The sequence below is a fragment of the Streptomyces sp. NPDC093065 genome (genome assembly GCF_044754585.1).
Lineage (GTDB): Bacteria > Actinomycetota > Actinomycetes > Streptomycetales > Streptomycetaceae > Streptomyces.
The window spans coordinates 166,350-183,615 of the sequence record NZ_JBIVPJ010000003.1 but is presented as its reverse complement, the minus strand read 5'-3'; the positions used below and the strand labels follow the sequence as shown (position 1 = coordinate 183,615).

Here is a 17,266-nt window from a genome sequence, read left to right as displayed (position 1 = left end):
ACCTTCCGGCGCCGGACCACGTCGTACTCCCCGGGCGGGCGGTGCTCAGTCCGCGACGGTACGGCTCGCCACGGCCACGCGGCGCACCGGCCCGCGCCGCGCGGAGGCCGGTGAGGCCACCCGTACGCACAGCGCCGTCAGCGCGACCAGCGCGGCGGTCACGCCCATCGCGACCGCGATCCAGGTGGGGGCCAGCGTGAGGTCGGTGACCGGGGAGACCCGCGCCGTGGGGGTCGCGTCGCCGTAGAGCTTGGCCGCGGCCAGCGCCGCCGGACCGGCGACCGCGGCGGCCAGCAGCGCCACGGCCGGCCGCACGGTCAGCAGCAGGGCCAGCACCAGGCAGAGCGCCGACAGGCCGAGGGCCACCCCGTAGGCCTGTGCGGAGGCGTCGCCGCGGCGCAGCGGGAAGTAGGCCACGCCGCACCCGGCCAGGACCGCGACGGTGAGCCAGGCGGGCCAGGCCGGGCCCCGGGCGGCCCGCCGTGCCGCACGGGCCTCCTCGCGGTCGCGCGCCCCGCGGGCCTCGTCGTTCACGCGCGCCGCACGGGTCCCGGCGCGGTCGCGTCCCCGGCGGAACGGGCGTGGCGGCCTGCGGCGTTCGCGGCCGCGGCGGTCGGCTGAGGCGAACACGCCGGCGCGGCCCGCCGGCCGGGCGGCGGGCTCCGCGGGCTCCCGCCCGTCGTCCTCGTCGGGCGCCTCCTCGGCCGCCCGCGACCGCCGGGCGTCGGACCGTTCCGGGGCTGCATGTCCGTTCTCGGCGAGCCGCCCGATCAGTTCGACCAGTTCCTCGACGGGCCGGCCGGTGGCGGCGGCGCGCACCGCCTCCTGCCCGCAGTGCGGTTCCAGCGGGGTGCGGTGCAGCAGGGTCATCAGGCGGGTCACGTCCTCCACGGAGCGGCACTCCGCCGCGGCCCGGATGGCCTCGTCCGCGCTGTCGGAGTGGCGCGGCGGCCGGGTCAGCAGGCCGACCAGCCGGGTGACGTCCTCGACGGACCGGTTCACGCCGACCGCGCGCAGCGCGTCGATGGTGGCCTGCGCGTACCGCGGCGACTGCTCCAGTGTCGTGATCAGGTCGACGACCTCTTCCAGCGGCCGGTCGGCCACGGCGGCGCGCACGAGGTCGCCGACGGGATCACCGTACGGCTGCGCCGCTCCGTCGTGGGCGTCGGCGCCCGTGTGCGGGGCGGTGCCGGCTTCGCGGGGGCCGGGATCTTCGGGGCCGGAGACGGGGAGGCCGGGGTCGGGCTCGAGTTCGGGGAGGTCGGCGTCGTCGAAGTCGACGTCCCACAGGTCGCTCTCCCGCTCGGCGGAGGGCCGCCCGGCGCAGGCCCGGTCACCGGCGTCCGCGCCGGGCGGTCGCGCCGTGCCGGTGGTCGTGGTCGTCTCGCCGGTGGGAAGGTCCAAGGCGGATATGGCGTACTCGGGCGAGCGAGGTGATGAAGAGCCGGTGCTCATGATCTCTCCGTGTGGTGGGGGTGCGGCCGCCCTGCGTCCCCGACATGCGACTCGCGCTGTGTGCTGCCATTACTAGGCACGTCCACCACGCCGTGCCACTCCGGTGGGCCACAGGGATGAGAGACCCCGTCCCACGGTCTTGCCGCCGCCGCGAGCGGGCATCCGCACAGGGAGGCGCGTACCGCGCGCCGTAGGAGGGGCACGTGGATACGACCACAGTGATCGTCGTGGCGGTGCTGCTCGCGGCGATCGTCCTCGCGGCGGCGGTCGCCGTGCTGGTGCGGCTGGTCCGCACCCGGCGGGACCTCAGGCGCGCCGGGCTTCCCACGGGGCCGCGCTGGGTGTTCTGGGGCGCCGTCCTCTACTTGGTGCTTCCGGCGGACCTGTTGCCCGACCCGGTCTACCTCGACGACGTCGGCGTACTGCTGCTCGCTCTGCGCTCCACGCGCGGCCGGACCGGCGGCCGGCGCGGTGTCCCGGACCGGCGGCGGAGCACCGGCCCGCCCGGCGATTACGCAGCGTAAGGAAACCATTCACCCGTTCGATTCGTATAAGTCTCTGGAAGCCGAAGGAAGTCGGCGGACCAGGTGACGGCGCACAGAGGGTCGCCGCCTGATCGGCGCAGCACCGACTAGGGAGAGACGATGCAACCGTTCGCGCTCAACTACGCACGGCCGGCAGTGGAGTTGGAAGCCACCACTCCGTACGTCTACGACTCCGGGCTGCAGTTGAACGTGCTCCTCGACGGGCGGGTGGCCGCATGCGACCACGCGCTGCTGAGAGAGCTGGGGACCACGACCTCCACCGCGGGGTCGAAAACCCACTTCGACGACTGAACACGGGCCGTCGAGAATGACCGTGTTGATCCTGACCAGTGAAGAGGACGTCACCGCGGACATGGTGGTGGTGCACCTGAACGCGTCGGGAGTACCGGTGGTCCGCCTGGACCCGGCCGACCTCACCGATTCCGTCGCGCTGTCCGGCGAGTTCGTGCACGGCTCCTTCCGGGGCCATCTGTCCTCGGGGGGACGCCTGGTGAGCATCGGCGGCCTGCGGTCCGTCTGGGTGCGCAGGCCGGGCGGCGCGGCCACCCGGGCCGCCGAACCGTCCGCGTGGCTGACCGAGGAGGCCGGCCAGGCGCTGTACGGCATGCTCCGGGGCTCGGGGGCGCGCTGGATGAACCAGCCCGACGCCGCGCATCGGGCCAGGTACAAGCCCTGGCAGCTGCGGCTGGCCCAGCAGTGCGGGCTGCCCGTGCCCGCGACGCTGATCACGACGTTCCCGCGGGCGGCCCGGGAGTTCGCCGAGCGCTACCCGGACCTGGTGGTCAAGCCCGTCTCGGGTGCCCATCCGCAGGATCCGCCCCTGGCGGTGCCGACCAGCCGGGTTCCGCCCGAGGCGGACTTCTCCGCCGTCGCCCACGGCCCGACGCTGCTGCAACGCCGGGTCGCCAAGCGTGCCGACATCCGGCTCACCGTCGTCGGCGACGCGTTGCTGGCCGCCCGCAAGACGGCCCTCGCGAGCCTGGACCCCGACGAGGTGGACGTCCGTTTCACGGCCTCGGGCGAGCCGTGGCGGCCGGCCGAGGTGCCGCCACGCGTCGCCGAGGGGGTCCGGGCCTATCTGCGGGCGGCCGGACTGGCCTACGGCGCCCTGGACTTCGCCGAGGACGGCGACGGCACCTGGTGGTTCCTGGAGTGCAACCAGTCGGGGCAGTTCGGCTTCGTCGAGGTGGACACGGGCCAGCCGATCGCCCGCACGATCGCGGAGTGGCTGGCCCTGCCGGGCACCGCGGACGCGGTGGACGCGGTGGACGCGGGCGGCGGTCCGGGCACGGCGGCGGTCGGGTGAGACCGGGTGCGCCCGTCCCGGGCCGCCCCTCGAAGCGGCCGTCCGTCAGCGCGGGCCGGGCAGCAGGGCGGTGCGTTGCCAGCCGGCGCCGGGGGACGGCTGGCGTTCGGCACCCGGCAGGTGTCCGGGGGCGCGCAACGGTCGCATGACCACCTCCAGTTCCCTGCTCACACGCTCGGCGTCCCGCCGCACCTGCTCGGGGACGTCACCGCGTTCGGCGACGAGTCGGTCGTAGATGGGGGAATCCTGGAACACCCGTCAACGTGCCTTTCGTGTCGTCCGCCCCCGTCCGGAGGCGCGACTGAGCAGTCTAGGCGCCCGTTCACGCGGGGGTGTGCATTCCGCCAGGATGTGAACGGCGCTTCAGGCGCCGGTCGTGGAGCCGGGCCGCACGATCATGAGGACGGTCACGGTGGCCCACAACAGGTTGAACACGCCGGTGAGCATGGCCAGCCGGGCCGTGAGGGCCCGTTCTACGGGCTGCCGGCCGGGTCAGCTGTTCCAGGAGTTCCTCCTGGCGCGGCAGGACGAAGGCGGCCAGGAGTCCCGCGGCGACCGCGGTGAGGGTGACGGACGCGACGATCCAGGCGTCGCCCAGGACGCCCATGGAGGCGGCGGTGGCGAAGCCGAGGACCGGCACGGAGATGCCGACACCGGCGTAGACCCGGCAGATGCGGCGCAGCAGCCGGACCGTGCCCACGTGCGCGGCGCCCGCGTCCCCGGCGCCCACCCCGTCCCCTCCCCCGACGGTCACGGCCACCGGTGCCCGGCGGACGGCCGCCGGGAACATGCTGGCCGCCACGGTGACGGGTCCGACGGCGAGGACGGCCGCCAGGACGTGAAGGGACAGCAGGATCTTGGTCATGGGGCGGGCTCCGGGAGGCGGTTCGAGTGGTGCGAAACGGTGATCGAAGCCCACGGTAGGAAGCGGACGGGCGGCCGCCCAGGGGCGGGAACGACAGCTTCCAACGGAATCTCGCCAGTGCCTGCACAGCAGGGACCCGGTCCCGTGCGGCCACCGCGCGGCCTTCCGGGCGAGGTGCGCTCCTCACCGGCCGGTTCGTCGGTGCCCGTGTCGTGGTGCGGACGGACGCGGCCGGTTCCCACCACGACACGGGCCGCACGGCGCGGCGGTGTCACACGGCCAGCGACAGGCCGCTCTCGCCGTCGGCCTCCAGCGAACCGGCTTCCTGTGCGCGCCCCTTGGCGAGCAGCAGCGCGTCCGCCTTCGCCACCGCGTCGTGGACGCCGGTCGTCGCCATCATCACGCACAGTGTGTAACTGACGTCCGCCAGCTCCCGCGCCGCCTCCGGCCTCTCCCTCTCCGCCTGAGCGATCCGCAGTGACGCGTACCGCGTGAGCAACTCCCTGACGACCTTCGGGTCCGGTTCGAGCACGAAGCGCCCCTCTCTCGGTTTTCGCTGCGTATGCCCGAACCCAGTCGAAACAGTCGCACCACGCACGCTTGCGCGCGCAATTGACCAGATCCTGTCCTTTCCTGTCCGACCGCCACCACGAGCGGTCGACGAGTTGGTTGAAAGCGGACGGATCGACTGCCGCCGTCAGGCGACCTGGCCGCTGTGCAGCGCGGTGTACGCCCCTCCCCCGGCCAGGAGTTCCTCGTGGCCACCGGTCTCCAGGATCCGCCCCTCGCCCATCACCACGATCCGGTCCGCGCCCCGCACGGTGGACAGCCGGTGCGCCACGACGAACGTGGTGCGCCCGCGCAGCAGCCGGGCCAGCGCCTGCTGGACCAGCGCCTCCGAGCGGGTGTCCAGTGCCGAGGTGGCCTCGTCGAGGATCAGCACCCGGGGGTCCCGGATCAGCGCCCGGGCGATGGCCAGGCGCTGGCGCTGCCCGCCGGACAGCCTCGCCCCGTGCTCCCCGACCAGGGTGTCCAGGCCCCGCGGCAGCCGGTCGACGAACTCCAGGGCGTTGGCGTCGCGCAGGGCCCGGCGCACCGTCTCGTCGTCGGCGTCGTCCATGCCGTAGGCGACGTTCTCCCGGATGGTGCCGTCGAAGAGGATCGACTCCTGCGGCACCACCGAGACGAAGCGCCGGTAGGTGCGCAGGTCGAGCGTGTTCATGTCGGTGCCGTCGAGCAGCAGCCGGCCGGAGGTCGGCCGCAGGAAGCCGATCACCAGGTTGAGCACGGTGGACTTGCCCGCGCCGGACGCGCCCACCAGGGCGATGGTCTCGCCGGGTTCGACGGAGAGGGTGAAGTCCTCGACCGCGGGCCGCCCGTCGCTCTCGTAGAGGTGCCCGACGCCCTCGAAGGTGACGGCTCCGCGCAGGGCGGTCAGCTCCTTCTTGCCCTCGTTGTCCTCCAGTTCGGGGGCCTGGAGCACCTCGCCGACCGAACGGACGGACTCCAGGCCCTTGGTGGTGACCGGCGCGAGGCCCGCCAGCGTCGTCGTGGAGCTGGTGAGGGTGGTCAGGAAGGCGCTGAGCATCACCACGTCGCCCGCGGTGACTCCCCAGACGTCGTAGTACGAGATCAGCGCGGCGCCCGCGAGCACCAGGACGCCGACCACGTTGAGCACGACCCAGGACAGCGAACCGAAGCGGCCATTGACCAGGTCGAGGCGCATCCCGGAGGTGAGCAGCCGGTCCAGGGTGCCGTCCATGCGGCGCAGCGCCTTGCCCTCCAGGCCGTGGGCGCGGGTGACCGGGATGAGCCGGGTCATCTCCGTGACCCGCGAGGACAGGGTCTCCACCTCGTGGCGGAAGTGCTCGTTGTGGGTGCGCAGCCGGGCCCGGAGCCGGGCCACGAGGAGGGAGGCGGCGGGGACGACGACGAGGAAGACCGGCAGGAACTCCGGGGTGCGCACGGCGATGATGACGAGACCGCCGGTGAGTACGGTGAAGGCGCCGAGCCCGGTCTCGGCGGTCTGCTGCACCATCTGCTCCACCGTCTCCACGTCCCGTACCACCTTGGCCTGCAGCACGCCCGCGCTGACCCGGGAGTGGTAGCCGATGGAGAGCTGCTGCATGCGCGTGCACAGCGCGGAGCGCAGGGCGGTGCCCATGCGGCGCACGCTGCCGTACAGGAGGCGGACGTACAGCAGGTGCAGCGGGTAGTTGACCACCAGGATGAACATGATGATCCCGGTGCTGGTCCACAGGTCCTCGATCGGCCCGTGCTGGACGACGGTGTCGATGATGGCGGCGGTGATCAGCGGCAGCAGCCAGACGGGACTGTGCTTGACGGTGAAGACGACGACCGCGCCGGCCAGTCGGCGGCGGTCGGCACGGAGCAGGTAGACGAGGGTGCGTATCGGGTGTTCGCCCCGGTAGCGGTGATCGAGCGGCATTTCCATCGACGACGCCATCGGCGTGGTCCTCCTGGTGACCGAGTGGGGCAAGCGCTTGCTTCCCGCGCTTTCCTACCCCGTCGGCCGGGAGTGCGCCACACCGTTCCGCAGCGTGGAAGGAGACCCGCGCCTTCTCCCCCGTGGAGGGCGCGGGTCCCGGTCTCCGGAAGTGCGGTGGCTCGCGGTTCGGGGAGGGCGCCGCTCGCGACCCCCGAGGCTCGGGGTCTCAGTCCCCGAGGGTGCGGGCGAGCTCGGTGGTGGCGCGCATGATCTCGGTGTCGTCCTCGGCCAGCAGCCGCTCCAGCCCGTCCCGCCGGGCGCGGACCGCCTGCCGCGCCGCACGCTCCCAGGCCACCGGGTTCTCACGGTGGTTGAGCAGCTTGGGGTAGGCGGTGGCGGTGGTCTCCCACTGCCGGGCGTCTGCGATGTTCTTGAGCAGCTGGATGATCTGCGCCCGACAGCTCACCTGGGGCCGCTGCGCCAGCTCCCACAGGAAGGGGACGGTCGCGGCGGTCGCCTGCTCGACGACGAAGCCGTACTGGCAGATGCGCCCCCGCAAGTCACCGAGGGCGGCGCGGGCGGTTTCGGCGTCCCCCCGGGCGACCTTGCGCAGCAGCCGGGGAATGGCCGCCGCGGAGCCGGTGGAGTCCTGGATGTCGCTCCAGGGCACCCCGTCGAGGCCGGCCAGCAGGGCGGTACTGCGGGGCGAGCCGGGCGGCTGCGCGTGACGGTCGGTGCGCTGGATGCTCGGCTCGGGTGTCGGAGCGCTGCGCATGGTGTGGGGCCCTTCCGCGGCAGTCGGGTCAGGTGAGGGGACGGGTCGGCAACGTGGCCCAGACCGTCTTGCCCGCCGGAGGACGCGGGGTCCAGCCCCACTCCTCGGCGAGGGCGTCGACGATGCACAGGCCGCGTCCGTGCTCCCGGAGTGCGGAGCCGTCGGACGGGTTGAACACGGGTCCGTCGTCCCCGGGGTCGGAGACGGTCAGGGTCAGCCGGGCCGGGCCGAGGACCAGCCCGAGCCCGACCTCCGGCGCACCGGCCGCGGCCGACGGCACCGCGTGCGTCACGGCGTTGGAGACGAGCTCGGTGACCACGAGGACCGCGTCGTCACCGCGGTGCTCGAGCGACCACTCGCGCAGCGTGTCCCGTGTGAAGACCCGGGCCCGGGCGAAGCCCTCCCCGCTGCACGCGACGCGCAGTGCGGCGGAGGCCGGCCCGTCGCCGGGGACGGGACGCGCCGCGTGCGGAACGGGCAGCGGCAGGCCGGTCCGGCCGGCGGCCTCTCGCGCCGGGTACGGGAGCCCTCCCGGGCGGCTCGCCGCGCCTGCCTCCGACACGGGTTCGCCGGGCGACCGGAGCGTTGGATGCGCAGGTGACGGCACAGCATCTCCCTGATGCGACGTCAGGACAGGGCCTCAACCGGGGGGGTTGACGCCACGGCTATTATCCACGCTTAGAGCACTCGCGTGCAATTGCACGAGAAATTGCGCGAAAAAAGTCGGATGGGGGCGCTCGGGGACCGGCACGGCCCGGTCCGCTCCCCCGAAGAGCAAGGAGACCGCGGTGCCACCAGTGCGCAACGGAGTGCAGGCCAGCTTGTTGGACGCCTGCTGGAAGAAGAGTCGGCACAGCAACGCCGAGGGCAACTGTGTCGAGGTCGCCCTCGTCGACGGAGGCATCGCGCTGCGCAACTCCCGTTATCCCGACGGCCCCGCACTCGTCTACACCCCGGCGGAGGTGGCCGCGTTCCTGGCCGGCGCGAAGGAAGGCGAGTTCGACCACCTGCTGTAGGGCGGCGCGACGGCCGCTCAGAACGCGACGACGCGGCGGCGGGACGCTCCGGAAGCGGAGTCCAACTACCCGATTTCTACAGGCGGATGCGGTGGGCGCCGACGGGATGAGATAGTCTTCTCTTCAAGTCTGCCGGTCTGCTGGGAGTCAGGATGTCCGCCGCGTCGCATCGCATCTCCCGTCTCGAGCCCTATCTGGACCGGGCCGAGCCGGCTCCTACTCTGCTCAAGATGCTCGTCGGTGTGCAGTTGGCCGGTTTCCGCGAGGACGCCGGCCTCTCCCAGGACCAGGCCGCCCGCGCCGTGGGTTTCAGCGGCGCGAAGCTCTCGCGCATCGAGTCGGGCAAGGGCCGCAAGCCCCCTACGGAGAACGACGTCCGTGCGCTCCTTGAGCAGTACGGCACCGACGCCTACGAGGCCTCGGTCCTGCTCAAGCTGTTGCGCCGGGCCGGTGAACCGGGTTGGTGGCAGCGGTACGACAAGCGCCTGATGCCCGAGTGGTTCGACCGCCTGGTCGGCCTTCAGGAGGCAGCGGCGACCATCCGTACCTTCGAGATCCAGTACGTCCCCGGTCTGCTCCAGACCGAGGCCTACACGGAGGCCGTGGTCAGGCGCGGTCTGCCGAACGCGCCGGCGAGCGAGGTCGGACGCCGGGTCGAACTGCGCAAGCACCGGGCCGAGTTGCTGAGCCGCGTCGACGCACCTCAGCTGTGGGCGATCATCGACGAGTCCGTGCTGCTGCGTGTCCTGGGCAGCCGCGAGGTCATGCGCCAGCAGCTCGAGCACCTGGTGACGATGGCGAAGCAGCCCCATGTGACGCTGCAGATCGTGCCGTTGGACGTGACGAACGCGTCGGCGCCCGCGATCCCCGTCACCTATCTGCGCTTCGGCGGCACCGACCTGCCGGACGTGGTCTACCTGGAGCACATCAGGAGCGCCAACTTCCTGGAGGACCAGGACGAGACCGAGGAGTACCGGGTCGCGCTGGACCGGCTGGCCGACGAGGCGCTCACTCCGCGCGCGTCACTGGAGCGGCTGTGCGAGACGATGGCGACGCGCTACACCGACAAGTAGTCCCGGGACGAGGAGGAGGGGCCACGCGCGGTGCGCGTGGCCCCTCCTCCGTTCCTCCGTCGTGTCCGTCCGTGCGGGCGATCCGCTCGTCCGGGATCAGCGCAGACGTCCGAGCCCGCCGAACTCGATCCACTCCTCCGTGAGCTGACGCGGCGCCACCTCGGTGTCCGGGCGCCAGGTCGAGACCTCCACGAGCCCCGGGTCGAGGATGTCCATGCCCTCGAAGAGGGCCTCGACGTCCTTGGGCTCACGCACCCGGCCCCAGTGGCCCTGCGTCGCCTGGTCCATGAAGTCCGTGACGAACTTCCGCACCTCGGCGTCCTCGCTCACCAGCTGGCACATCACGGCGAAGCTGCCGGGCGCGAGCCACTCGGTCACCCGGCGGACGACCGCCCGGGGGCCGTCGGTGTCGCTGTCCGGGATGCAGTGGAACACCGAGTTGAACAGCACGGCGACCGGCTGCGAGAAGTCGATCAGGCGCTGGGTCTCCGGGTGGGAGAAGATCTCCTCCGTCGCACGCATGTCGGCGTGTATGACGGCGGTCTGGTCGTTCTGGTCGAGCAGCGCCCGGCCGTGGACCAGCACCATCGGGTCGTTGTCGACGTAGACGACGCGGGAGTCGGGGGCGACGCGCTGGGCGACCTGGTGCACGTTGTCCTGGGTGGGCAGGCCGGAGCCGTGGTCCAGGAACTGGCGGATGCCGTAGTCCTCGGCGAGGACGCGGACGACCCGCTGGAGGAAGCGCCGGTTGTTCAGCGCCAGCCGGCGCGTACTGGGGACGACCTTGTCGAGTTCGCCGACGGCCGCCCGGTCGGCCGCGTAGTTGTCCTTGCCGCCCAGGTAGAAGTCGTACATACGTGCCGCCGTTGGCACGTTGGCGTCGATCTCCGTGGACAGCTGCTTGTCGGCTTGCATCGTTCCCCCAGCTCCGTACGGGCGCCAACTGGACTGGCATGACAGACAGTACATCCTAAAGACCTAGTGGTCAGCCAAACCAGAGGCCGGCACAAGTGGCCGTCAAACCTGTTGTGCCGCAGCGTAGTTGGCGGCCACTCACCCGCCTCAGCCGCGTGCGGCCAGATACGCGTCCACCCCGGCCGCCCTGTGCGCCTCCTCCACGCCGACCAGGCCGCCGAGCGCCTTGGCGTCGGGCTTCAGCACATAGGTGGACCGGCTGGCCGGCGCGGTCACGTAGGTGAAGTTCTGCGGGGTGCCCAGACCGGTGTCGGCGTTCTTCTGCGAGCGGTGCGCCCTGACCACGTCCTGCCGGGTGAGGCTGCCGCCCTCGCAGGCCTTCCTGAGATCGGTGCCCATGAGCCGGGCGGCGTTGTATCCGGAGAGCACACCGGAGTCGACGGGCTCGCCCGGGTAGGCCTTCCGGTAGGAGGCGACCATCTTCTTGACGCCCGGCAGGCCGGAACTGACCGCCGGTGCGGCGCTGACCACGTGGACCATGGCCTCCAGCGCCGCCGCCGCGGGCGTCTTCAGCAGCTGGGGCGCGTAGCCGGGCGCGCTCGTGACGATCGGCACCTTCAGACCGCGGGCGGCGGCCACGCCGGCGAGGGAGGCGGTCTGGGCGGGGCCCGCGCTGATCAGGATCGCCTTCACCCCGGCCTTGCTCAGCGCGGACACCTGCGCGGTCAGGTCGGTGTCCGTGGCCTTGATCTTCTGCCCGGCGACCTTCGTCCCCGCCTGCTCGGCGGCCCACTCGGAGCCCTCCAGCGCGTTGGCGCCGTAGTCGCCCTCGAAGTAGACGTGTCCGATCGTGTCGCCCTCGGCGAGCTTCCCGGTGCGGGTGAGGAAGTCGACGGCGGCGATCATGTCGAGGTCGTAGGTGGTGCCGAGGACCTGGACGGAGTCCCGGCCGAGCAGGGAGGCCGCCCAGGCCTGCGGGAAGGTCAGCATGTGGTCCCGCTCGATGTCGTCGAGCAGGGCGGCGACCACCGGGGAGCCGATGACCTGGGGCAGGGCGACGACGTCGGGGGCGATGTCGGCGTAGGCGGTGACCGCCTTCTGCACGTCGTAGCCGTGGTCCTTGACGACGATCTCGACCTGGCGTCCGCAGATGCCGCCGGCGGCGTTGGTCTCGTCGGCCCACATCTGCTGGGCCTGCACGATGCTCTTGCCGAGGGTGGCGTAGGGGCCGGTGAGGTCGGTCAGCGCGCCGAGTCTGACGGTCTTCTCACTGACTCCCGGTCCGGTCTTGACGCCGTCGGCGGCGTCGTCGGGGCTCCCGCCGTCCGCCTTGGAACTGCAGGCGGTGCCCGCGAGCAGCACGGCGGCCAGTGCCGCGGCCAGGGCGGCGGTCCGGGCGGCGGACCGGGTGGTGCGGGGCCTGGGGTGCGTGACGTTCACGGGGTGTGCTCCTTGGCTCGTGCGGTGGTGTCGGTGGTGTCGGGAGTGGCTGAGGCGGCGTCGGGGCCGGTCGGGGCGGGTCCGGGTGGGGATGCGTCGCCGCCGGGCGGGCCGGTGACGGGTGGCCGGCGGCGCAGGCGGGCCCGGGTGCGGCGGGCCAGGCCGTGCAGGCCGTCGGGGGCGTGGAGGAGGATCACGACGATCGCCACGCCGTAGAGGTAGCGGGAGGCCTCGGTCGGTCCGATCGAGCCGCCGCCGGACCCCGGCGTCGCCACCAGGGGCAGTTGGTCGGCGTAGCGGGTCATCAGCAGGGGCAGCGCGGTGACGAAGACGGCTCCGGCGGTGGCTCCGGCCACCGAGCCGAGGCCCCCGATGACGATCATGGCGAGGTAGTCGACGGAGAGCGCGAGGGAGAAGTAGTCGGGTACGACGCGGCGGAAGGAGAGCGCGAGCAGGACCCCGGCGAGGCCCGCGTACATCGACGAGACGACGAACGCGGCCGAGCGGTACCGGGCCACGTGCACGCCCATCACGGACGCCGCGGTCTCGCTGTCGCGCAGCGCCGTCAGGGCACGTCCGGGCCGTCCGCGCAGCAGTCCCCGCGCGGTGAACCAGGTGAGGGCGAACAGGGCGAGGCCCAGGTACCAGAGCCGTTCCTCGGCGCCGAACGGCACGCCCAGGACGGTGAGTCCGGGGTCGCCCTGGGCGAAGGCGAAGCCGCCCAGCTCCAGCGGCGGCACCGAGCGGCCGTTGAAGCCGCCGGTGACGGAGTCCGCGGTGAGCAGGACGTGGTGGCCGAGGAAGACCAGGGCGAGGGTGGCGACGCCGAGGTAGACGCCTTTCACGCGTCCGGCGACGGGACTGAACAGTCCGCCCGCCGCCCCGGCGAGCAGGACGGCGAGGACGAGGGCGACGGCGGGCGGCAGCCCGGGGCCCGGCTCGCCCGCCAGCCAGACGTAGCCGTAGGCGCCGACGGCGAGGAAGAAGGCGTGGCCGAGGGAGAGTTGCCCAGCGGTGCCGCTGAGCAGGCCGAGCCCCACGGCGCCGATGGCCGCGGCCATGGAGAACAGGCCGATGCGCAGCCAGAAGGCGTCCAGGTAGAAGGGCGGGGCGCACAGCAGGAGGGCGGTCAGCAGGAGCGGGCCCCGCTTGAGGAGGAGGCGGCGCGGGTCAGACACGGGCCGCTCCCTTCGCCGCGAAGAGTCCGGCGGGGCGCACCAGCAGGACGAGCACCATCACGGCGTACGGAGCGACGTCGCCGAAGCCCTCGCCGAGGACGTGCAGGTCGGACTGGTAGCCGGCGACGAACGCCTCGGTGAGGCCGATCAGCATGCTGCCGACCAGGGCGCCGACCGGGGAGGTCATGCCGCCGAGGATGGCGGCGGGGAAGGCCTTCAGCGCGATCTGCCCGGTGGTGCGCTCCAGGCCGGGTGCCGGGAAGGCGACCAGGAAGACGGCGGCGAGCGCGGCGAGGGCGCCGGCCAGGCACCAGGCGGCGGTGCGTACGCGGGTGAGCCGTACGCCCATGAGGGCGGCGGCCTCGCGGTCCTCCGCCGCCGCGCGCAGCGACAGGCCCCAGGGCGTGAACCGGAAGAGGGCGAAGGCTCCGCCGATGGCGACGGCGGACACCAGGATCGCGGCGACCCGGCTGTCGGCCACGGTCACCGGCCCCAGGTCGGTCACGGCGGAGCCCCAGGGGTCGCCGAGCGGCAGCAGGTCCCCGCCGATGCGCCGGGCGAGGTCGGTGACCAGGACGATGTCGACGCCGATGGTGGCGATGGTCTGGACGTGGGCGGCGTGCGGGTCGTTTCCGCCGACGCGTTGCAGCACCAGCCGGTCCAGCACTCCCGCCGCGGCCGCCGTCACGAGGACCGCGAGGGCGAGCGCCCCGGCGAAACCGAGGTCGTCGTGGAGGACGGCGACGAGGTACCCGCCGAGCAGCAGCAGGGAGCCGTGGGTGAAGCTCAGGACTCCGGAGGCCTTGAAGACGGTGACGAAGCCGAGGGCGATCAGGGCGTAGACGGAGCCGAGGGCGAGTCCGCCCAGCAGGCTGTCCAGGAAGCCGGTCATGCCGCGTCCTCCCCCGTGGTGCCGGTGCCGAGGTAGGCGCGGAGCACCTCGGGGTCGCGCCGGACCTCGTCGGGGGTGCCGTGGGCGACGGCTCGGCCGAAGTCGAGGACGGTGACCTCGTCGGCGAGCCGCATGACCAGGCCCATGTCGTGCTCGACCAGGACGACGGAGAGGCCGAGTTCGGCGCGGACCTCCCGGACCACCTCGGCAGTGCGGGTGCGTTCGGCGGCGTTCATGCCGGCCACGGGTTCGTCGAGCAGCAGGACACGGGGCTCCAGACACAGGGCGCGGGCGAGTTCGACGCGTTTGCGGTCGCCGTAGGACAGCAGCTCGACGGGTGAGTCGAAGTGGCGTCCGAGGCCGGTGAGTTCGGCGATCTCGCGGGCTCTGGCGAGGTGGGAGCGCTGTTCGCGCACAGCGTGCGGCAGTCGCAGGGCGGCGGCGAACCCGGCGCGGGACAGGGCGTGCCGGCCGAGCATCAGGTTGTCGGCGACGGTGCCCCGGGTGGTGACGATGTTCTGGAAGGTGCGGGCGACACCGAGGGCGGCGATGCGGTGCGGGGCGAGCCGGGTCAGTTCGGCGGCGCCGAGCCGTACCGTACCGGCGGTGGGGCGGTACAGGCCCGACAGGACGTTGAAGCAGGTGGACTTGCCGGCGCCGTTGGGGCCGATGACGGCGTGCACGGTGCCGGGGGCGACGGTGAAGGAGACGTCGTCGAGGGCGAGGAGCCCGGCGAAGCGCACGGTGACGCCGCGTACGTCCAGCGCGGGCGGCGCGGCGGCGGGGGCCGTCACGCGGCCCCCTTGCCTTCGGCGTCGTCGCTCGTCTCGCCCAGGTAGAGGCGGCGTACGGCGTCCGTCCGGGCGAGTTCGGCGGCGTCGCCTGACAACCGCATCTCGCCGACCTCCAGGACGTACGCGTGCTCGGCGAGCGACAGCGCCATCCCTGCGTTCTGTTCGACGAGGAGGACGGCGGTGCCCTGGGCGTTGATCTCGCGGACGACCTCCGCGATGCGGTCGACCATCATCGGGGCGAGTCCGAGCGAGGGCTCGTCGAGGAGGAGCAGGCGGGGGGCGGCCATCAGGGCGCGGCCGATGGCCAGCATCTGCTGCTCCCCGCCGGAGAGCAGACCGGCGGCCTGGCGGGTGCGTTCGGCGAGCCTCGGGAACAGGGTGAAGACCCGTTCCCGGGCCTCGCGGACCTGGGCCGGGGCCCGCCGGTTCAGGCCGAGTCCGCCGGCTCGCAGGTTCTCGTCGACGGTGAGTCCGGCGAACACCCGCCTGCCCTCGGGCACCTGGACGACCCCGGCGCGCACGGCGGCGACCGGGTCGCGGCCGTCGAGGACGGTGTCGCCGTGGCGGACGCGGCCGGCCGTGATCGCGCCGCGGTGCAGGCGCAGGGTGCCCGAGACGGCCCGCAGCAGCGTCGTCTTGCCGGCGCCGTTGGCTCCGAGCAGGGCGACGACGGCGCCGTGCGGGACGGTCAGGGACACGGAGCGGAGGGCGGACAGTGCGCGCCCGTACGTCACGTCGAGGCTCTCGACGTGCAGCGCGGGTGCGTCGTCCGGTGGTGCTGCGGGCATCGCGGCTCCTTGGGACCGGGCCGGAACGGCACGGTGACGGGTGAAGGGGGAGCTCACGACAGCACGGGCTCAGGGGGCCGTACAGGGGGACCGGCCCGGGTCGCTGCGGGGTCCCAGTCCGGGGCGGGTGAGTCTGTGCGGATGCCCAGAGGGGCGGCGGCCGGGTGACGCCCGGCGTCCACACCGACGCAGGGCGCGGGGCACCCCGGGGGCGCTGCCGCTCGCGTGCGGGCGGCCGTTCCGTCGGCCCGCCCGGCGCCCGTCCGGGGCGGGCCGGGCACCGGCGTCACACCGACGTGGGGCACCGGGCACCCCGGACCCCGGACACTCCGGGGTCCCGGCCCCCCGGGACGGCTTCCCCGCGTCGCCCTCCCCCGCGGCTCAGTCGCGCAGGACGCGCCGGGCCGTGAGGGCCAGGCTGAACTCGACGACGTCGGCCGGGCGGGACAGGGAACGGCCGGTGAGCTGTTCGCAGCGGCGGAGGCGGTTGAGGACCGTGTTGCGGTGGCAGTAGAGGCGCTCGCCGGCGCGCTGGGCCGAACCGTCGCACTCCAGCCACGTGGTGAGGGTGTCCAGCAGCACCTCGCGGTCGGCGGGCTCCAGGCGGAGCAGGGGGCCGAGCACCTTCTCGGCGAGGGCCCGGCCCAGCTCGGGACTGGAGACGACCAGGGCGGCGGGGAGCTGTTCGGCCAGCCGTACCGTGCCGCCGGCCGCGGGGCAGATGTCCAGGGCCGTGTCCGCGAGCCTGCGGGCGTCGCCGACGGCGGCGAGTCCGTCGACCGGGCTGCCGACGCCGATCCGCAGGCCCGGGAAGGGGACGTCGGACGCGGTCTGGGGCCACGCCGGGTCCGTGAGCCCTTCGCGGGCACCGATCAGGACGATGCCGTAGTCGACCTCGGGCCCGGCGTGCCAGTGGACGCGGGCTCCGGGCGGTACGGCGGCGGCGCGGGCGGCGTCGGGGCGGGCCGGGGGTCCGCCGGTGAGCGCGACGACGACGTAGCTGCCCTGTTCGGGCAGGTCGAGGGCGCGGGCGGCCTCGGGCAGGTCGGCGATGCGGCCGGTGCCGTCGAGCAGGCCGGCGGCCAGCAGCCGGGCCCGGTTCTCGCGGCGCCGGCCGATCTGCCACTCGGTCTGCCGGTAGGCGTCCGCGACGAGGGTGCAGTGCTCGTCGACGAAGTTCCACACGTCGGCGGCCACGTGCACGAGGAGCCGCACGTCCTCGGGTGCGGTCCTGGACGTCTCCTCGACCAGGCGCTGCCACACCAGTGAGCCGCCGAGGCGGAACGCGTGCAGCAGGGCGTCCAGCGGGAGTCCCTGCTCGGCGCGGGCGGCGCCGATCCGCCAGGAGCAGCGGCGGGCCGCGTCGCGGGCGCCGCGCGGGTCGAGCAGTGAGGCCACGCTGTGCCGCAGGGAGCGGTGGGCCTCCTGCCAGGTGGCGGTGGGGTCCTTCGTGACGGCGGCCCGGTAGGCGGGCTCCTGCTCCTCCAGCAGGGCCAACAGGCGGTCGGTCAGGTCGGGCAGGTCGTCGAGCAGGGCGCGGGCGGCCCGGTGCAGGACACGCAGGGCGTCGGCGTCGATCAACGACGTGACGCCGGGGGTCCGCGGGCGTGGGACGGGCGCCAGCCCGGTGCGGATCGCTGCTCGTGACCGTACGGCGTGCTGCATCGCGGTCCTCCCCGGGGCAGGGCTTGCGGAGGTGTCGCCCATGCGACGGGCCGTCCCGCCGCGCCGGGCCTGCCCCCTGACTCGTCCTGCCCCGAAGGATGACATACCGT

Annotated in this window: 18 protein-coding genes and 1 pseudogene; 5 read left to right on the top strand and 14 right to left on the bottom strand. The window is 73.4% G+C overall.

Going from position 1 to position 17,266, the window contains the following annotated elements:
• Nucleotides 1-45: 45 nt before the first annotated feature.
• Nucleotides 46-1,455 (bottom strand): hypothetical protein, encoded by a 1,410-nt coding sequence (locus tag ACIQFU_RS06735; protein WP_402549511.1) that lies wholly within the window; start codon nt 1,453-1,455, stop codon nt 46-48.
• Nucleotides 1,456-1,658: 203 nt separating this feature from the next.
• On the opposite strand from ACIQFU_RS06735, the gene ACIQFU_RS06730 reads away from it, so the two are divergent.
• The 3 genes from ACIQFU_RS06730 (at nt 1,659) to tgmB (ending at nt 3,306) form a co-directional block, all read left to right on the top strand.
• The gene (locus tag ACIQFU_RS06730; protein ID WP_402549510.1) at nt 1,659-1,979 is read left to right on the top strand and encodes a DUF1232 domain-containing protein; all 321 of its coding nucleotides are present in this window, start codon (nt 1,659-1,661) and stop codon (nt 1,977-1,979) included.
• Nucleotides 1,980-2,099: 120 nt separating this feature from the next.
• Nucleotides 2,100-2,291, top strand: a complete 192-nt coding sequence (gene tgmA, locus ACIQFU_RS06725) for a putative ATP-grasp-modified RiPP (protein ID WP_003978169.1) — start codon at nt 2,100-2,102, stop codon at nt 2,289-2,291.
• Nucleotides 2,292-2,307: 16 nt separating this feature from the next.
• Nucleotides 2,308-3,306, top strand: a complete 999-nt coding sequence (tgmB, locus tag ACIQFU_RS06720) for an ATP-grasp ribosomal peptide maturase (protein WP_402549508.1) — start codon at nt 2,308-2,310, stop codon at nt 3,304-3,306.
• A gap of 45 nt (nt 3,307-3,351) precedes the next feature.
• Here the strand turns inward: tgmB and ACIQFU_RS06715 are convergent, their stop codons facing one another.
• The 6 genes and pseudogenes from ACIQFU_RS06715 to ACIQFU_RS06690 all read right to left on the bottom strand — a co-directional run bounded on the left by ACIQFU_RS06715 (nt 3,352) and on the right by ACIQFU_RS06690 (nt 7,957).
• Nucleotides 3,352-3,561, bottom strand: a complete 210-nt coding sequence (locus tag ACIQFU_RS06715) for a hypothetical protein (RefSeq protein WP_267716514.1) — start codon at nt 3,559-3,561, stop codon at nt 3,352-3,354.
• Nucleotides 3,562-3,669: 108 nt separating this feature from the next.
• Nucleotides 3,670-4,171, bottom strand: a pseudogene (locus ACIQFU_RS06710) (hypothetical protein).
• Nucleotides 4,172-4,442: 271 nt separating this feature from the next.
• On the bottom strand, nt 4,443-4,703 hold the full coding sequence (locus ACIQFU_RS06705) for a DUF5133 domain-containing protein (protein ID WP_402549506.1): 261 nt from the start codon (nt 4,701-4,703) through the stop codon (nt 4,443-4,445).
• A 165-nt stretch (nt 4,704-4,868) separates the two neighbouring features.
• Complete coding sequence (locus ACIQFU_RS06700) at nt 4,869-6,638, bottom strand: ABC transporter ATP-binding protein (RefSeq protein ID WP_402549504.1); 1,770 nt, start codon at nt 6,636-6,638, stop codon at nt 4,869-4,871.
• A gap of 208 nt (nt 6,639-6,846) precedes the next feature.
• The gene (locus ACIQFU_RS06695) at nt 6,847-7,395 is read right to left on the bottom strand and encodes a hypothetical protein (protein ID WP_402549502.1); all 549 of its coding nucleotides are present in this window, start codon (nt 7,393-7,395) and stop codon (nt 6,847-6,849) included.
• A gap of 28 nt (nt 7,396-7,423) precedes the next feature.
• Complete coding sequence (locus ACIQFU_RS06690; protein WP_402549500.1) at nt 7,424-7,957, bottom strand: ATP-binding protein; 534 nt, start codon at nt 7,955-7,957, stop codon at nt 7,424-7,426.
• A 226-nt stretch (nt 7,958-8,183) separates the two neighbouring features.
• On the opposite strand from ACIQFU_RS06690, the gene ACIQFU_RS06685 reads away from it, so the two are divergent.
• Nucleotides 8,184-8,411: a DUF397 domain-containing protein gene (locus ACIQFU_RS06685; RefSeq protein WP_328564235.1), complete on the top strand. Its 228-nt coding sequence runs from the start codon at nt 8,184-8,186 to the stop codon at nt 8,409-8,411.
• A 152-nt stretch (nt 8,412-8,563) separates the two neighbouring features.
• Nucleotides 8,564-9,484, top strand: a complete 921-nt coding sequence (locus ACIQFU_RS06680; protein ID WP_402549498.1) for a helix-turn-helix domain-containing protein — start codon at nt 8,564-8,566, stop codon at nt 9,482-9,484.
• A gap of 96 nt (nt 9,485-9,580) precedes the next feature.
• Here ACIQFU_RS06680 and ACIQFU_RS06675 read toward each other — a convergent pair whose 3' ends face one another.
• The 7 genes from ACIQFU_RS06675 to ACIQFU_RS06645 all read right to left on the bottom strand — a co-directional run bounded on the left by ACIQFU_RS06675 (nt 9,581) and on the right by ACIQFU_RS06645 (nt 17,156).
• A complete protein-coding gene (locus ACIQFU_RS06675; RefSeq protein WP_402549496.1) occupies nt 9,581-10,399 on the bottom strand; it encodes an SAM-dependent methyltransferase in 819 nt (272 codons plus the stop codon).
• 147 nt (nt 10,400-10,546) lie between these two features.
• Nucleotides 10,547-11,839, bottom strand: a complete 1,293-nt coding sequence (locus ACIQFU_RS06670; protein ID WP_402549495.1) for an ABC transporter substrate-binding protein — start codon at nt 11,837-11,839, stop codon at nt 10,547-10,549.
• On the bottom strand, nt 11,836-13,017 hold the full coding sequence (locus ACIQFU_RS06665) for a branched-chain amino acid ABC transporter permease (RefSeq protein WP_402549494.1): 1,182 nt from the start codon (nt 13,015-13,017) through the stop codon (nt 11,836-11,838). The genes ACIQFU_RS06670 and ACIQFU_RS06665 overlap by 4 nt, the downstream gene beginning before the upstream one ends.
• Nucleotides 13,010-13,909 carry a branched-chain amino acid ABC transporter permease gene (locus ACIQFU_RS06660; protein WP_402549493.1) on the bottom strand — a complete coding sequence of 300 codons (900 nt, stop codon included), beginning with the start codon at nt 13,907-13,909 and terminating at the stop codon, nt 13,010-13,012. The genes ACIQFU_RS06665 and ACIQFU_RS06660 overlap by 8 nt, the downstream gene beginning before the upstream one ends.
• Nucleotides 13,906-14,703, bottom strand: a complete 798-nt coding sequence (locus tag ACIQFU_RS06655) for an ABC transporter ATP-binding protein (RefSeq protein WP_402549492.1) — start codon at nt 14,701-14,703, stop codon at nt 13,906-13,908. Before ACIQFU_RS06655 ends, ACIQFU_RS06660 begins: the two co-directional genes overlap by 4 nt.
• Nucleotides 14,700-15,491, bottom strand: a complete 792-nt coding sequence (locus ACIQFU_RS06650) for an ABC transporter ATP-binding protein (RefSeq protein ID WP_402549490.1) — start codon at nt 15,489-15,491, stop codon at nt 14,700-14,702. The genes ACIQFU_RS06655 and ACIQFU_RS06650 overlap by 4 nt, the downstream gene beginning before the upstream one ends.
• 381 nt (nt 15,492-15,872) lie before the next feature.
• Nucleotides 15,873-17,156 (bottom strand): PucR family transcriptional regulator, encoded by a 1,284-nt coding sequence (locus tag ACIQFU_RS06645; protein ID WP_402549489.1) that lies wholly within the window; start codon nt 17,154-17,156, stop codon nt 15,873-15,875.
• Between the last annotated feature and the right edge of the window lie 110 nt (nt 17,157-17,266).

Coding starts and splice junctions, on each gene's coding strand:
- ACIQFU_RS06680 (WP_402549498.1), top strand. CDS start 8,564: ATGTCCGCCGCGTCGCATCGCATCTCCCGTCTCGAGCCCTATCTGGAC.
- ACIQFU_RS06675 (WP_402549496.1), bottom strand. CDS start 10,399: ATGCAAGCCGACAAGCAGCTGTCCACGGAGATCGACGCCAACGTGCCA.
- ACIQFU_RS06650 (WP_402549490.1), bottom strand. CDS start 15,491: ATGCCCGCAGCACCACCGGACGACGCACCCGCGCTGCACGTCGAGAGC.
- tgmA (WP_003978169.1), top strand. CDS start 2,100: ATGCAACCGTTCGCGCTCAACTACGCACGGCCGGCAGTGGAGTTGGAA.
- ACIQFU_RS06735 (WP_402549511.1), bottom strand. CDS start 1,455: ATGAGCACCGGCTCTTCATCACCTCGCTCGCCCGAGTACGCCATATCC.
- ACIQFU_RS06660 (WP_402549493.1), bottom strand. CDS start 13,909: ATGACCGGCTTCCTGGACAGCCTGCTGGGCGGACTCGCCCTCGGCTCC.
- ACIQFU_RS06695 (WP_402549502.1), bottom strand. CDS start 7,395: ATGCGCAGCGCTCCGACACCCGAGCCGAGCATCCAGCGCACCGACCGT.
- tgmB (WP_402549508.1), top strand. CDS start 2,308: ATGACCGTGTTGATCCTGACCAGTGAAGAGGACGTCACCGCGGACATG.
- ACIQFU_RS06700 (WP_402549504.1), bottom strand. CDS start 6,638: ATGGCGTCGTCGATGGAAATGCCGCTCGATCACCGCTACCGGGGCGAA.
- ACIQFU_RS06645 (WP_402549489.1), bottom strand. CDS start 17,156: ATGCAGCACGCCGTACGGTCACGAGCAGCGATCCGCACCGGGCTGGCG.